Annotated in this window: 8 protein-coding genes; 5 read left to right on the forward strand and 3 right to left on the reverse strand. The window is 69.5% G+C overall.

What is annotated here, in order from left to right:
- The first annotated feature begins 442 nt into the window (after positions 1–442).
- Together OG335_RS35800 and OG335_RS35805 are read left to right on the forward strand one after the other, a co-directional pair.
- Positions 443–2047 (forward strand): IS1182 family transposase, encoded by a 1605-nt coding sequence (locus tag OG335_RS35800; RefSeq protein ID WP_405015307.1) that lies wholly within the window; start codon positions 443–445, stop codon positions 2045–2047.
- A 73-nt stretch (positions 2048–2120) separates the two neighbouring features.
- Complete coding sequence (locus tag OG335_RS35805) at positions 2121–2300, forward strand: hypothetical protein (protein WP_405009720.1); 180 nt, start codon at positions 2121–2123, stop codon at positions 2298–2300.
- Between the two features lie 301 nt (positions 2301–2601).
- On the opposite strand, the gene OG335_RS35810 is transcribed toward OG335_RS35805, so the two are convergent.
- The 3 genes from OG335_RS35810 to OG335_RS35820 all read right to left on the reverse strand — a co-directional run bounded on the left by OG335_RS35810 (position 2602) and on the right by OG335_RS35820 (position 5558).
- Positions 2602–3384, reverse strand: a complete 783-nt coding sequence (locus OG335_RS35810; protein WP_405009719.1) for an SURF1 family protein — start codon at positions 3382–3384, stop codon at positions 2602–2604.
- 96 nt (positions 3385–3480) lie between these two features.
- A complete protein-coding gene (locus tag OG335_RS35815) occupies positions 3481–4107 on the reverse strand; it encodes a TetR/AcrR family transcriptional regulator (RefSeq protein WP_405009718.1) in 627 nt (208 codons plus the stop codon).
- Positions 4108–4139: 32 nt separating this feature from the next.
- A complete protein-coding gene (locus tag OG335_RS35820; protein WP_405009717.1) occupies positions 4140–5558 on the reverse strand; it encodes an MFS transporter in 1419 nt (472 codons plus the stop codon).
- Positions 5559–5915: 357 nt separating this feature from the next.
- Between OG335_RS35820 and OG335_RS35825 the strand changes: the two genes are divergently transcribed.
- From OG335_RS35825 to OG335_RS35835, 3 genes are all read left to right on the forward strand, one after another.
- Positions 5916–8165, forward strand: coding sequence for an MMPL family transporter (locus tag OG335_RS35825; protein WP_405009716.1), 2250 nt, complete (start codon positions 5916–5918; stop codon positions 8163–8165).
- A 156-nt stretch (positions 8166–8321) separates the two neighbouring features.
- Positions 8322–11927: an amino acid adenylation domain-containing protein gene (locus tag OG335_RS35830; protein WP_405009715.1), complete on the forward strand. Its 3606-nt coding sequence runs from the start codon at positions 8322–8324 to the stop codon at positions 11925–11927.
- Positions 11924–15898 (forward strand): non-ribosomal peptide synthetase, encoded by a 3975-nt coding sequence (locus OG335_RS35835; protein WP_405009714.1) that lies wholly within the window; start codon positions 11924–11926, stop codon positions 15896–15898. Before OG335_RS35830 ends, OG335_RS35835 begins: the two co-directional genes overlap by 4 nt.
- Positions 15899–15903: the final 5 nt, after the last annotated feature.

Below are 15903 nucleotides of genomic sequence, written 5' to 3' on the forward strand. Positions count from 1 at the left end.
ACAGCCGGCGGCCCGGTTCCACCGGGTGTCAGGGGCGCGGGTACCGGCCTGCGGTGAGCCGGAGCGTCCAGATCCGCCCGCAGCATCTGGTCGATCAACGGATCCAGACGAGCCTGACGGGGCGCCGCCTTCTTCCGAGGCTCCGGCCACGCCGACGACAGCGCCTTCTGCACCGTCAGGAACCCGATCTCGTACTTGCGCTGCAACGCGCGGCCGGACAGACCCTTACCCAGCGAGAAGAAGGCCGCCCTGAGCTTGACTCTGTCGGTGATCTTGGTGGTTCGTGGCTGGGCAGTGTGATCAGTGGGCAGGCTCGCGGCTGGTGATGCAGGTCGACCCAGTGGTGAGGTGCGCGTTGTCCGTCCGTCCCCGTTCGGGTGAACAGGTCCCGTCTTTGACCGCCCAGATCGCACGGGCGAGCAACCCGAGGGGGACAACGGCGATGTGGGTGCGGGACCGACTGGACGGGCTGTGGTGCGACGAGGACTTTGCCGGCTGGTATCCGCGCGATGGCCGTCCCGGTCTCTCGCCGGCCCAGTTGGCCACCGTGTGCGTGCTGCAGTTCCTGCTCGGCCTGTCGGACCGTCAGGCGGCGGAGGCGGTCCGCTGTCGCATCGATTTCAAGTACGCCATGGCCATGGAGCTGGACGATCCCGGCTTCCACCACAGCGTGCTCACCGACTTCCGCGAGCGCCTCACCCATGACGACCGTGCCGACCGCCTCCTCGATCTGGCGCTCGCGCGCCTGAAGGAGGCCGGACTCGTAAGCGAGCGCACCACGCAGCGCACCGACTCCACCCACGTCCTGGCCGCGGTGCGCGACCTGACCCGCCTGGAACTGGTCACCGAGGCGGTCCGTGCCGCGCTGGAGGAAGTCGCCCGCACGGCCGGACATCTGCTGGTCGACCTGGTCGACGAGGACTGGGGCCGTCGCTACGGCCGTCCGGTGCGTCTGGGCAAGAACCCCACCCGGCCCAAGACCAGGATCCTCACCACAGGCGACGACGCCCACCGACTACTGGAACACCTCCACCAGAACGGTCCCGGCTACCGGCCCGGACCGCAGGTCGAGGCCCTGCGACAGGTCGTTGTGCAGAACTACTACCGCGACGCGGCAGGCCGCCTGCGCTGGCGCACCCCTGATGACGGCGGGTTGCCGCCTTCCTCAGCCGCGATCGTCTCTCCCTACGACACCACAGCGCGCTATGTCCGTCACGGCCACATCATCCGCTGGAAGGGCTTCGCCGCCCACCTCACCGAGACGTGCGCCGCCGACAGCGTCAATGTGATCACGGACGTGGCCACCACCTCGGCCGCCACCAACGACGGCCAGGCCCTGCCCGGCATCCACACCCGCCTGGCCCGTCGCGGACTGCTGCCCGCCGAGCACCTGGTCGACGGCGGCTACACCTCCCTGGTCCACCTGGAACGAGCCGCCCGCGAACACCAGGTCACCGTCACCGGGCCGCTACCAGGCAACCCCACCAGCCAGCACCGCAAGAACGAGGGCTTCGACCGGGACGACTTCCACATCGACTTCGACCGCCGACAGGTCACCTGCCCGCGCGGCCAGGTCAGCGCGGGCTGGCACGGCCCCTACCCGACCTCCTCACCCGCCGCGGCGCCCCTGATCGTGGCGCGGTTCACCGAGAGCCAGTGCCAGCCGTGCCCGGACCGCCCCCAATGCACCAAGGCCCGCGCCCGGAACGTGGGCTTTCCCCCGCGAGAGCTCCGTGACCTGCAAGCCCACGTCCGCACTGAGCAGCAGACACCAGAGTGGAAGGCCCGCTACGCGGTCCGCTCCGGAGTGGAGGGCACCATCAACGAGTTCGCCCATGGACACGGCATGCGCCGCTGCCGCTACCGAGGACAGCCGAAGGCCCACCTGCAACACGTACTCACGGCCATCGCCGTGAACATCGAACGACTCAGCAGCAGACCGACAACCGAGGAAACCTCCCCGTCGAGACAACCGACCGCCTTCCAGACCTTCCTGGACCAGCAGAGGATCCCCCGATCACGGTCCTGGCGAACCCTCGGCACCTGACCGCAGCCATCAAGATCACCGACAGAGTCAAGCTGAACCAGATGCTCGACACCTGCACCACCGGAGCCCCCCGATGAGCCCCGCCCCAACAACACCGCCTCCGGCCCCGGACCCGGCCCCGAGGGGCCGCCCCGTCACCCGGCACGCCACCGCCGGCCCCGGCGGCGTCATGACCGTCGAGGTCGGCGTCGTCACCGGCGACCTCACCCTGCGCACCATCCTGCACGGCAGCCAGGTGGTGCTGGAGGTGTAGTACGACGGCGCCGAGGAGTGGTACACCGTCGTGGGCAGCCTCGTCGCCGCACCCGCTGGCACCGGTCTGCACACCATGAACCAGGCCATGACCGACGCCATCGAAGCGGGCAATGCAGCCACCGCACCCTACTGAGACATCCCCTGACACGGTGCCGGACAGCGAGGGACGAGGGTCGGCCGCGCCGCCGGCACGGTCGGCTTCGGTGGTGTGGGCGACTCTGTTGCGCGGTTCGGGGCTGTTGCTCAAGCCGTGAGCTGGTGGGCGAGTCGGGTGAGTTCCTTAAGGACCGTGCAGACCTTCAGTGTGGAGTGCTGGCGGCCAGGTCGAGACCGAGGGCACGGTCCTCGGCTGCCTCCGCCTCGTGGCGGGCCAGGCGAAATCCCATGAAGGCGACGAAGCCTGCGAAGACGAACCACTCCAGTGTGTAGCCGAGGCTTTGGAATGCCCGCAGGTTCAGGCCGTCGCCGCTCTGGGGCTGCAGGGATGCCAGGGACATGAGGCCGGTGGGCGCGGTGTCTGCTGCGACCCAGCCGTCGTGCACGGCGTACGGAAGGATGTTGACCAGTGCGGCGGGGGTGAGCGTGCCCAGTTGGCCCGGTGGTAGGCCGCCGGCCACCGCGCCGTTCCTGCCGCTGTTCTCGGAGGGGTGAAGGCGCCCGGTGACGGTCACGTGTCCGCTGGGCGGTGAAGGCGGTCGGGCGTTTGTCGGTGAGCTGGCCGCCCAGCCTCGTACGACGGCTACGGCCTGCCCGTCGCTGGTGCGGAGGGGGGTGAGGACGTAGAAGCCCTTCACGCCTTCCACGGTGCGGTTGGGTACGAGCAGTTGGTTCGGCGTGTCGTATGTGCCGCTGGTCGTAACCGCGCGTCCGGCTGTGTCGGTGCCCACCAGTGGCTGTTGTGGCGTCAGGATCTGGCTGAGCGGGACCGGCGGTGCGCTTGGAAGGGGTACTGCGTGCTGGGCCGCGGCCTTCTCCTTGAAGCGGCCGAGCTGCCACGAGCCGAGCCAGAGGCAGACGGCGACGGCCGCCAGTGCGAGGAGGATGCCGGCAAGCCAGCGTGGGGTGAGGAGGAACCGGTACAAGGGTGTCACCGTGGCCGTTCGTCGTGCGCCGACCGCCGTGGAACCGCCTGGTCGGCTGCCGGGCTCGTGCGCGTGGGCGCGGCGGCCTGGCCGTCGTCAGGGAGTCGGGGGCCGGAGGGCGGAGAGGAGGGTCGCGTCGAGGGCTTCGAGTGCTTCTTCGGAGGTGAACTGACCCGCTTCGACCTGGTCGCCGGCGGCCTGGACCAGGGCGTAGACGGTGCTGACGAGCCAGTGGGAGGGGAGGTCGTCGCGGAATGCTCCTTCCTGCCGTCCCCGGGTGATGAGGTGTTCCATCGTCGAAAGGATGCCGACGTGATGGTCGTGGACCGCTTCCGCCGGCAGGGCCCGGCGGGCGGCGTGCAGCATGCGCAGGTTGCGGTCGAGCAGTTGCCAGGAGGATCGGATGAAGGCCCGGAGTTTGTGGTCGGCGGGTCCTTCGTCGAGGTCGGTGGCGTCCAGAACGGTGGCCACCTCGGCGAGGGCGCGCTCCATCAGTTCGCTGAGGAGCGCCTCCCGTGAGGAGAAGTGGCCGTACAGGGTGACGCGGCCGACCCCGGCTGCTGCGGCGATCTCGGTCATGCTGGCGTTGGGGTTCCTGCCGAAGCACGTGGTGGCTGCGGCGAGGATCGCGGTGATGTTGCGCTCGGCGTCGGCCCGACGGGGGTGGTGGGCGGGTGTGCCCCGTCGGGCCTTCGCGGCGCCGTTCTGCTGTTCGGAGTCCATGGACGGAGTCTAGGGATCGTCGGTGGTCCGTCTCAGTGGACGTGCACGCCCTCGGGGAGGTCGGGCTTTCCCCGGGGGATCACGGCCAGGGCGATGGCCGAGGCCACTGCCGCGGCGATGGCCAGGGTGGTGTAGGCGGCGGGGAAGCCGGCTGCCGAGTGCCGGGCGATGCCGGTGGCGGCGACGGTCGAGACGACGGCCACGCCGACGGCGCCGCCGACCTCGTGGAAGGTGTTCACCACGCCGGAGGCGATGCCTGCCTCCTGGTGAGAGACGAAGCCCAGCGCCGTGGTGGTAGCGGACACGAAGACCGGGATGATGCCCACGGCTCCGACGGCCAGGCCCAGGATGGTGCCGGCGGTGCTGTCGGAGGTGGCGAGTACGAGGCTGCCGCATCCCGAGACGACCAGGCCGCCGGCGGCCACCAGCCGGGTGCCGGCGTGGGCGATGAGGTGGCCGGCGAGGTGGGCGCCGACCGCCGTGGCGACGGCGACGGGCAGGAGGAGTGCTCCGGTGGACAGGGCGGAGAGCTCCTGCACGCCCTGGAGGTACAGCGAACCGAGGAAGACGAATCCGAGCAGCAGGCCGGTGGCGATCAGCATCAGGAACGAGCCCGCGGCGACCGGGCGCTTGGCGAGGATGCGCAGGTCCATGAGCGGTGCGGAGGTCTTGCGCTCCACGACGGTGAAGGCGGTGTAGAGGACGGCGGAGCCGATCAGGGGCACCAGCGTGGCCGTCGAACTCCAGCCTGCGTCACCGGCCTTGATCAGGCCGTAGATGAGTGAGCCGGTGGCGGCCGTGACCAGGACGGCGCCGGGCAGGTCGATCCGGCGGCCGCCGTGTGAGCTCGAGGCGGGAAGCAGCCGGGGAAGGGTGAGGAGGATCCCCAGGCCCACCGGGACGTTGATGAAGAACACCCAGCTCCAGCCGGGGCCCGCGGTGAGGACGCCGCCGAGCATCGCTCCGACCGCGAATCCGATGCCGCCGAGCATGGCCCAGATGCCCAGCGCCTTGTTCCGCTCCGGGCCGTGGAACGTGCGGGTGATGGTGGCGAGGGCGGCCGGTGACAGCAGTGCCGCGCCGACGCCCTGGGCGAGACGGCCGCCGATCAGGACGGGGGCGTTCCCGGCCAGACCGGTCACGAGCGAGGCGCTCGTGAACAGGACGAGGCCGGTGATCAGGAGGCGCCGGGCGCCGAACGCGTCGGCTAGGCGGCCGCCGAGGAGCATCAGCCCGCCGAAGCAGAGCGTGTAGGCCGTGACGGCCCAGGTGAGGGTTGCGCGGGTCAGTTGGAGATCGGCTCCGATGCTGGGGAGCGCAACGTTGATCACGGTGACGTCCACGATCAGCATGAACTGGGAGAGGCACAGCAGTGTGAGCAGCGTCCAGCGCTTCGGGTCGGCGGTTGGCTCGGGATGGGTTCCGGCGGAGGCGTGCGTGGCGTGAGCCATGGGAGGAGCTCCTATCTCGTACAGGGGTGTACGGGATATGGATACCGCAAAACGGCTAAGTTGAACAGTCGTGTATGAGTTACTCTCCTTCCGGAGAGTCCGCCGGGGGTTGTCCGGGCGGCTCGAAGTGTCTCCAGGGCTGCGAAGTGAAGCCTTGACCCTAAGCGTCATAGTAGTTAAGTTGGACAGTGTGTTCGACTTGATGCGCAGTCAGTTGCGTCCATCTCCTCGAGCCGACCTCGGACTGCTTTTATCGCAAGGCCCTTGAGGACTCTCCGTTGCCTGGGTGCGTTCCCGGCCCGGGCCCGAGCAGAGCGTCAGTGCGACCGCGGTGGCGCGCCCTCATGAAGGAGCTTCGTGAACGTCATTGCTCAACTGGCTGTGGCCAGAAGGGGCCTGATCCTGGCTCTGGCCGTGTTCGTCGCCTCGCTGGCGGCGTTCTACGGCGCAGGTGTGCAGGAACACCTGGCCAACGGAGGTTTTCAGGACCCGTCGTCGGAGTCGATGCAGGTCGACGAGGCGCTTGCCGCCGACTTCGCCACGGGAGCGCCCAACCTGGTGGTGATCGCCTCCGGGACGGGCGGTCGGGCGCCGGAGGATCCCGAGGTCGCCGAGGCCGCCGACGCACTGGTCCGCCGGATCCGTACTTTCGACGGTGTGGTCTCGGCGGACTCCTACTGGACGGGAGGCCGGCCCGCCTCGCTGCGTTCCAAGGACGGTTCCGGTGGCCTGCTGCTCGTCCGGCTCGGCGGGAACGAGGGCACCTACCAGGCCACCGCGAAGCGGGTCGTCCCGCAGATCCACGACGAACGGCTGGATCTGCGGTTCACCGGGATCGCGCAGACCTATGTCGAGGTCGAGCGGGTGTCGGCGGACGACCTGCTGAGGGCCGAGTTGATCGTCGCCCCGATCACGCTGCTCCTCCTGGTGCTCGTCTTCGGCAGCCTCGCTGCCGCTCTGGTGCCGCTGGCGGTCGGCGGGATCTCGGTGGTCACCACCACCGCGGTTCTCCGCCTGCTCACGGAGGCCACCTCCGTCTCCGTCTTCGCGCTCAACGTCACCACCGCCCTGGGCCTGGGCCTCGCCATCGACTACAGCCTCTTTGTGATCAGCAGGTTCCGGGACGAGCTGGCCGCCGATCCGGACGTCGGCGCGGCGGTGCGGACGACGATCCGAACAGCCGGCATGACCGTCCTGTTCTCGGGTGTCACCGTGGCCCTCTCGCTCTCGGCGCTCCTGGTCTTCCCCATGTACTTCTTCCGCTCGATCGCCTACGGGGGCATCGCGGTCGTGCTCGTGGCCGCCCTGGTCTCCGTCGTCGTCCTGCCGGCACTGCTGGCCCTCCTGGGTCACCGGGTGAACAGCCTCGACGTGTTCGGACGGTTCCGGCGCCGGACGCCGAGTGGATTCTGGCGGCGCCTCGCGCTGGGCGTCATGCGGCGTCCGATCCCGGTCATGACCGCGATCAGCGCTCTCCTGCTCCTGCTGGGCAGTCCCTTCCTGTCGGCATCGTTCAGTCTCGCCGACGACCGGGTCCTGCCCGCCTCCTCCCCGGCCCGCCAAGCCGCCCAGTACCTCAGGGACAACTTCGACGTGGGGGAGACCAACCCCATTCCCGTCGTCGTCCCGGGTGTGACCGGCGACGGAGCCCTGCAGGCCCTGCCGCCGTATGCGGCGAGGCTCTCGACGCTCGATGGCATCCGGCGGGTGGACACCCTTACCGGCTCCTACGCCGATGGCCGGCCGGTCGCTCCACCGGCAGCCGCCTCCAGCCGGTTCACCGGTACAGCGGGAAGCTGGCTGTCGCTCGTGCCGTCGGTGGAACCCTACTCACCCGAAGGCCGTCAGCTCGTGGCGGCCGTCCGCGCCGCGGACGGGGCGCCCGCCGCGGTGAAGGTCGGCGGACAGGCGGCCCAGCTGGTCGACACCACACGCACCACCGGCGGAAAGCTGCCTGCGGCACTGCTCATCATTGCGGTGGCGACAGCCGTTCTGCTCTTCCTCTTCACCGGCAGCGTCCTCATCCCGGTGAAGGCGATCGTGTTGAACCTGCTCAGTCTCACCGCCACTTTCGGATCCATGGTGTACGTCTTTCAGGACGGACACCTCAAATGGCTTGTGGGCGACTTTGTGACCACCGGCATGATCGATGCGACGATGCCGGTACTGATGTTCTGCATCGCCTTCGGGCTGTCCATGGACTATGAGGTTTTCCTGCTTTCGAGGATCCGAGAGGAATACGTTCGGAGTGACGACAACGCGCATTCTGTGGCGCTCGGCCTTGAGAAAACCGGGCGTGTCATGAGTGCGGGCGCATTGCTGATCGGAACCGTGTTCGTCACATTCGCTTCATCCGGGCTCACCCTGCTCAAGCTGCTAGGCGTCGGCCTGGCCCTGGCGGTCGTGGTCGACGCGACGCTGGTCCGCGGCCTGCTCGTACCGGCATTCATGCGGCTCGCGGGAAGGGCGAACTGGTGGGCGCCGCCGCTGCTGAGGCGGCTGCACGACCGGTTCGGCCTGAGTGAGCACCCGGAGAATCCGGCAGGGACATCGGCCACTGTGGATGCGCAGGAGCGGAGCGTCGAGATGGCGAACCCACTGAATTGACTGTTTTGAGGCAGGGCGCGGCCGTCCGACGGCAAAATTAGTTTGACGCCGACCTGACCGGCTTGTAGTGTCTCGGCCGACGCTGATTCCAGCCGGCGCGTCCGCCCCGAGCTGGACGGGGAGATTTCGAAAGTGTCAGAACGGGGAGATTTCGAAATGCTGCACGATCTGCTGAGAATCCCGGCGAACGGGATCGAGCTGCGCCTCCCGGATGACCAGTGCGCACCTGAACTGCCACTGGCTCCGTACGAGGGCCAGGAGCCGTCCCACGCCGGACGTGTCACCCGCCGAGGACAGGTCGACCGGAAGTCCTGGACGGCCCTCCGGCAGGAAGCCCAGCGCCGGGACATCTCCCCGGTCGCCGTACTCGTCACCGTCTACGCGGACGTGCTGAGCCTGTGGTCCAAGCGGGCCGACTTCACCCTCGACCTGGCCGCCCCGGGCCAGGAAGCGGTGCTGGGCCTCGCCGTCGACAACCTCCCCGGCCGTTCGTTCGCGGCCCGCGCCGAGCAGCTTCACCGGCAGCTCGCGCGGGCCGCCGAAGGCCGACGGGAGATACGGCAGCCGGCCCGATGTCGTCTCAACCATCGCATCGCCGAAGAAGAAGACGGGCTTGCCCTCACCTGGGATATCCAGGAGACGGAGTTCCCGGACGGTCTGACCGGCGATCTGGTCGCCGTCTGCCTTGCAACCCTTCACCGCCTCGCGGACGACACCGGCGCCTGGGACCTCCAGGAACGCCTCACCGACCTGCCGCTCTGGCAACGCGAGGAACGGGAGAGCGCCAACAGCACCGCCGCCGATCTGCCCGTCACCACCCTCTGCCGACTCGTCGAGACCCGGGCCGCCGAACGTCCGGACGCCATCGCGGTGATCGCGGAGGACGGACGGCTCACCTACCTCGAGACCGTGACCGCGGCCCGCCGTCTGGCCCGCCGGCTGATCGCGCTCGGAGCGAGCCCCGGCAGCCTCGTCGGCGTCGTCGTGGACAGGGGCCTCGCCCAGATACCCGCTCTGCTCGCCGTGACCCTTTCCGGCGCCGCGTACCTGCCGGTCGATCCGCAATGGCCCGCCGCACGGCGGGCACAGATCCTGGCCCAGGGCGGTGTCCACACCGTCGTCACCACCCCCCGACTGCGGGACGAAGAAGCCTGGCCCGCCGGCATACGGCTGGTGACCCCGGACGACGCCGACGTGCACGGGGAGAGCGCCGAACCGCTCCCCACCGGCCCTTCCCCGGAAGACCTCGCCTACGTCATCTTCACCTCCGGCTCCACGGGCCGGCCGAAGGGAGTGATGATCGACCACCGCGGCGCCGCCAACACCGTCCAGGACATCAACGAGCGTTTCCGCATCGGCCCGGACGACCGGGTGCTCGCCCTCTCCTCCCTGAGCTTCGACCTCTCGGTCTACGACGTCTTCGGCACCCTGGCCGCCGGCGCCACCGTGATCACGCCCGCCCCCAACCGGGCCCACGATCCCGCACACTGGTCCGCACTCGTCGCGGACCACGGTGTCACCGTCTGGAACTCCGTCCCCGCCCTGATGCGCCTGTGGCTGGACGCTCCCACCACCGCCCCCGCGCCCACGCTGCGAGTGGTCATGCTCAGCGGCGACTGGATACCCGTCACACTGCCGGACGCGATCCGCTCGACCCACCCGCACGCACAGGTGATCAGCCTCGGAGGTGCCACCGAAGCGTCCATCTGGTCGGTCACCTACCCCATCGCCGACGTCCCGCCGCACTGGAGCCGCATCCCCTACGGCAAGCCGCTCGCGAACCAGACCCTCCACGTCCTCGACCACCGACTCGAACCGCGCCCGGTCTGGAGCACCGGGGAGATCTGCATCGGCGGCGTCGGCGTGGCCAAGGGCTACTGGGCCGACCCCACCCGGACGGCCGAGCGGTTCATCGTCCACCCCATCTCGGGCGAATACCTCTACCGGACCGGTGACCTCGGCCGCTACCTTCCCGGCGGCGACATCGAGTTCCTCGGCCGGGAGGACACCCAGGTCAAGCTCAACGGCTTCCGCATCGAACTCGACGAGATCGCCGCCGTGCTGCGCCGCCAGCCGGGCGTGGGCGAAGCGATCCTCACCATCGGCACCAACCCCACGACGGGCCGGGGACAACTCGTCGCGCACGTCATGCCCGACGAGCAGGTGGCGGCAGCGCCGGTTGCGGACACTGCCTCCCTCTGGGCCGAAACCCTCGAAGCCGGAACGCGTGAACTCCTGCAGGCCGTCGGCGACCTCGCCCCCGCCATCACGACCTTCCGCGACCTCTGGCACCGGCTGGAGATGCTCGCCCCGTCCGTCATGGCACGCAACCTCGCCCGGCTCGGAGCCCTGGCAGCCGCGGGTGACACCACGACCGTGGACGAGATCACCGACCGGTGCGGCGTCCGCCCCCTGTACCGCGGGCTCGTCGGCCAGTGGATGTCCGTCCTTGCCTCGGAAGGGCTGCTGAGCGCCACAGGACGCCCGGGGGAGTACCGCGCCGAGCGGGATCTGGACGCGAACGCGCTCGACGGCTCGATCAAGGCGGTGCTGTCCGCCTTCACGGCGACCGGCTCCGACCGGGTTCTCCTGGACTACTTCACCGCATGCATCGACCACCAGATCGCTCTGCTCCGAGGAGAGATCCGCCCGCTCCAGCTCCTCCTGCCCGAGGGCGACTGGCGTGTGACCCGGGCCCTGTATGCGAGCAACCCGGCCGCCGAGCTGCAGAACCGGACCGCAGCCGCACTGGTCCGCTCGTACGTGGAGCAGTTCCCCGCCGACCGACGGGTCCGAATCCTCGAACTGGGTGCCGGGACCGGGGCCACGTGCGACCGCATCCTGCCGGCCCTGCCGGCCGAGCGGGTCCGCTATCACTTCACCGACCTCTCGACCGCCTTCACCATCCCCGCGAAGGAGCGTTACCAGGACGCCTATCCCTTCGTCAGCTACGGCATCTTCGACATCGACGGCGAGCCGGCCGGGCAGGGCATGGCACCGGGCTCCGCCGACGTCATCATCGGGGCGAACGTCCTCCACGACGCCAAGGACCTCGGCAGAACCCTGGAGGCGGTCCGAGGGCTCCTCGCCCCCGGGGGCGTCCTGGTTCTCATCGAAGGCACCGTCAACTCCCCTCTCAACATGATCAGCTTTGCCTTCCTCGAAGGCTTCGGGAACTACCAGGACCAGCGCGAAGCCACCCTGCTGTCCGTCCCGCAGTGGCAGGCGCAGCTGGAGAAGGCAGGATTCACCCGATTCGCCGCCCTCCCGGACGGCCGGCCCGCAGTGGACGCCCTGGTCCAACACGTTCTGGTGGCCGGAGCGCCCTCCGGTGCGGAGTCCCTCGACCCCGCGGCTCTGAACAAGGCCCTGGCAGCCCTTCTGCCCGATTACATGGTTCCCCACCACTACCTGGTCCTCGACGAGCTTCCGCTCAGCGCCAACGGCAAGGTCGACCGCTCGGCACTGCCCATGCCCTGGCGCGAGTCGGCGCCGACGGAGCGGACGACCCCGCAGACGGCTTTGGAACAGCAGCTCTTCGACATCTGGACCGAGGCGCTGGGACGCGACGACTTCGGCATCGAGGACAACTTCTTCGACCTCGGCGGCGACTCGCTGCACGCGGTGCGCATCATCGCCAGGCTCCGCACCGAACTCGGCATCCAGCAGGTCGGTGACGACGCCGTCGACATGCTCTTCCAGGCCCCGACGATCGCCGAACTCGCCGAGATCCTCTCCGCCCAGACGGTGACGGGAGGGTGACCCGCCACGAACCGTTCCCCCTGACGGAACTCCAGGGGGCCTATCTGGTCGGTGCCTCCGACCTGGTCGAACTCGGCGGCTTCCTGCCGAGCTACTACGTGGAACTGGACATGGTGAACGTCGACCTGTCCCGTGCGCAGCAGGCACTCGACCGGGTACTGCGTCGGCACGACCACCTGCGGACCGTGATCGACACCGAGGCAGGCACCCAGCGTGTCCTGACCGACGGGCAGACGCCGTCGCCACGGTTCACCGTGACCGATCTCGCCGGCCTCGACGAGGACGGCCGGCAGGCCGCGATCCTTCGCACCAGGGAGCGCATGTGCCGAGAAGGCGTGGACCCGGCCGACTGGCCCCTGTTCCACGTCGAGGTGCACCGTCTGCGGCCGCGCCGGGCCAGGGTCCACCTCTCGATGAGCCTGCTGCTGCTCGACGGACGCGGAATCCGCCAGGTCATGGACGAGTGGCGGGCGTACTACGACGATCCGACCCTCCAGCTCCCGTCACAGGAACCGACCTACCGTGACTGCCGGCTCGAACTCCTCGCGCACCAGGACACACCGCACTACCAGGAGCAGTGGAGCTACTGGGAAGAGCGCCTCGACCGGCTTCCGGACGCTCCCCAGCTGCCGCTGGCCGTGCAGCCGGGTGCCATCGGCTCCGTCCGCTTCACCCGCAGAACCCACCGGCTCACACGTTCGCAGTGGCAGCGGCTGTCCGCCGCTTTCCGTCACCACCGGGTCCTGCCCACGACCGCGCTGTGCCACGTCTTCGCTGAAACGCTCGGAGCATGGGCGCTGTCCCCGCACTTCAGCCTGAACCTGCTGCACCAGAACTGGGCCTCCACCCGCCCCCACATGGCCGAAGTGGTGGGCCAGTTCGGAGCGACCCTTCCGCTCGAGGTCGATCTCGGCCGCTCCGGGGACTTCTGGGAACGAGCCCGGCAACTGCAGCGCCAGGTCTGGAAGGACCTGCAGAACGCCGACGTGGCAGGTGTGAAGATCACCCGGGAGCTGGCCGCGCGACGAGGCTGGACCTCACGCGCCGCACTTCCCTACGTCTTCACCAGCACGCTCAAGGCAGGTGGAACGGATTCCGCTCCGGCAGGAAACAGCCGGCCGCGGACAGCCTGCCGTGAGGTGGCCAGCGATCTGCGCACACCCCAGGTGCTGATCGACAATCAGCTCCACGACGGTCCTGACGGCGGTGTCGACTGCATCTGGGACGTCGTCGACGAAGCCTTCCCTTCAGGCCTTCCCGACCTGATGTTCGAGGCGTACGGGCGGATGCTGGACCTGCTGGCCGGGCCGTCCGGGGCCGAGACCCGTCCGGACCCGGTCCCGGCCGCGCACCGCCATCTGATCGCCCACCTCAACGGCCCCGTCCAGGCGCCGCCGGCCGAACGACTCGAGGACGGCTTCCTCCGCCAGGCCGCACTGCGGCCCGAAGGCACCGCAGTGATGACCACACAGCGGACGCTCACCTACGGCGAGGTGGAGGGCCGCTCCCGAGCGGTCGCCTGCAGGCTGGGCGCCGAGGGTGTCGGCCGCGGCGACGTGGTGCCCGTGGTCATGAACAAGGGGTGGGAACAGGTCGTCGCAGCCCTCGGCGTGCTGCGAGCCGGCGCCGCCTACTGCCCCGTCGACGCAGAACTTCCCTCTGAGCGCATCGCTCACCTGCTGGACGAGTGCTCCGCACGCGTCGTCCTGGTCCAGTCGTCCGCCGAGTCCCGCATCGGCGTCCTCGGCCCGCGGCCGCTCATCTGCGTGGACAGGCTGGAGCCCGCCGCCGGCCAGACCTGTGCACGAGTAGGCGACCCGGCCGACCTCGCCTACATCATCTACACCTCAGGATCGACCGGCCGGCCCAAGGGCGTGATGATCGAACACCAGGCCGCGGTCAACACCGTCCAGGACATCAACGACCGCCTCGCCCTCACCTGCCAGGACCGGGTCTTCGGCATCTCGTCACTCAGCTTCGACCTCTCCGTCTGGGACGTCTTCGGCACCCTGGCCGCCGGCGCCGCACTGGTGCTGCCGGACGCGACACACCGTCCCGACCCGGCAGGGTGGGCGGACAGCGCCGTCAGGCACGGAGCAACGGTGTGGAACTCGGTACCCGCGCTGGTCCAGATGCTGGCAGAGGTCCTCGAACAGCGGCCCCGCACCCTTCTCCCGCCGGTGAGGGCCTTCCTGATGAGCGGCGACTGGATCCCGACCCACCTGCCGGACCGCCTGCGAGCCCACTGGCCCGATGCACGGATCATCGCGATGGGCGGTGCAACCGAGGCTTCCATCTGGTCGAACATCTACGAGATCGACCGGATGGATCCCGCCTGGCGGAGCATCCCCTACGGCGTTCCGCTGCGCAACCAGACCATGAAGGTCCTGGACCACCGGCTGGAGCTCCGAGCGCCATGGGCCGTCGGCAGCATCCACATCGGCGGCACAGGACTCGGCCGCGGCTACTGGCAGGACACCGGCCGCACCGCGGAGCGGTTCATCCGGCATCCCGCGACCGGCGAGCGCCTGTACACGACGGGCGACCTCGGCTGCTACCGGCCGGACGGCACCATCGAGTTCCTGGGCCGCGAGGACCGCCAGCTCAAGATCCAGGGATTCCGGGTCGAGCCCGGCGAGGTGGAAGCGGCGATCTGCGAGCACCCGGGAGTGCGGGAGTGCGTCGTCACCGGTACGGCGACGCCGGGAGGCGTGCGCCTGGTGGCGCTCGTCGTCGCGGACGAGAACGAGGACATCGACAGCGCGGCCCTCCGCACACACCTCCAGTCGCGACTGCCGCACTACCTGGTACCCGCACAGATCCGCGTGCTGGACCGACTCCCCCTGACCTCCAACGGGAAGGTGGACCTCGCGTCCGCTCTGACCTCGCTGGCCGCGCAGCCGCCCCTCGAAACCGGCGCCGCACCCGGAGCCGACGACGAACTCGTGCAGCAGCTGTGCGGGATCTGGGCCGAACTGCTCGAACTCCCCTCCGTCGAAGCGGACGGCGACTTCTTCGCGCTGGGCGGCAACTCGCTGCTCGCACTGCGGCTGATCAACCGCATCCGTACCCGACTGGGCATCGAGCTGCCGTTCGGGCAGGTCTTCGAAGCACCCACCGCACAGACACTGGCGCGGTGCATCGGCGCCCACGGCCAGGTCACCGGCAGCCGGGTCAGACTGTCAGGCGGGGACGCCGCCCACAGCGCGGGCAGGGAACTCTTCCTCTTCCACCCCGTCGGCGGCTCGGTCAGCAGCTACACCGCGCTCGCCCGTTCCTGGCCCGGCCCGGTCCACGCCTTCCAGAGCCGAGCCCTCGCCCAGGGCACCACCGCGGCACTCGAACCCGACCTCGTGGCCATGGCGACGGCCTACCGAGAGGAACTGCAGCAGCTCACCGCCCAGGGCCCCTATCTCCTGGGCGGCTGGTCGATGGGCGGGATCCTGGCCTACGAGGTGGGCTGCCAGCTCGCCGAGCAGGGGCACACCGTCGACGTCTTCATGATCGACAGCTGCCTCGACCAGCTTCGGGAAACCGGCACGGAACCCGCCCGCCACATCGAGTTCCTCCAGGACCTCGCCGCAGGACACCTGCCCGACGCGGCACGCGCCGCCGTTCTCGACGCCCCGCGCGACAACCTCACCCACACTGCGGCCGACGTGGCGGTCAGGCACGGATGGCTGCCGCCGGACACCGGTGTGCAGCAGTACGACCTGCTCATGCGCACCCACGCGCACAACCTGGCAGCCCTGGGCTCCTACCGCGCCGGCAAAGCAGAGATGCCCGCCCTCCTCTTCGTGGCCGGCACGGTCGACCGCGAGGACCCGGTCCCGGCATGGCGCGGCCTCTGCCCCGACCTCGACGCGGAGGTCCTGCCCGAGGACCACTACTCCATCGTCACCGGCGACCGGCCCGCAGCACTCGCCGAACGGGTCACGGCCTGGCTGGACCGCCGGCACGTCCAGCGGTAGCCGCC

The sequence above is a fragment of the Kitasatospora sp. NBC_01539 genome, assembly GCF_045040525.1.
Lineage (GTDB): Bacteria > Actinomycetota > Actinomycetes > Streptomycetales > Streptomycetaceae > Kitasatospora.

Coding starts and splice junctions, on each gene's coding strand:
- OG335_RS35820 (WP_405009717.1), bottom strand. CDS start 5,558: ATGGCTCACGCCACGCACGCCTCCGCCGGAACCCATCCCGAGCCAACC.
- OG335_RS35815 (WP_405009718.1), bottom strand. CDS start 4,107: ATGGACTCCGAACAGCAGAACGGCGCCGCGAAGGCCCGACGGGGCACA.
- OG335_RS35800 (WP_405015307.1), top strand. CDS start 443: ATGTGGGTGCGGGACCGACTGGACGGGCTGTGGTGCGACGAGGACTTT.
- OG335_RS35830 (WP_405009715.1), top strand. CDS start 8,322: ATGCTGCACGATCTGCTGAGAATCCCGGCGAACGGGATCGAGCTGCGC.
- OG335_RS35805 (WP_405009720.1), top strand. CDS start 2,121: ATGAGCCCCGCCCCAACAACACCGCCTCCGGCCCCGGACCCGGCCCCG.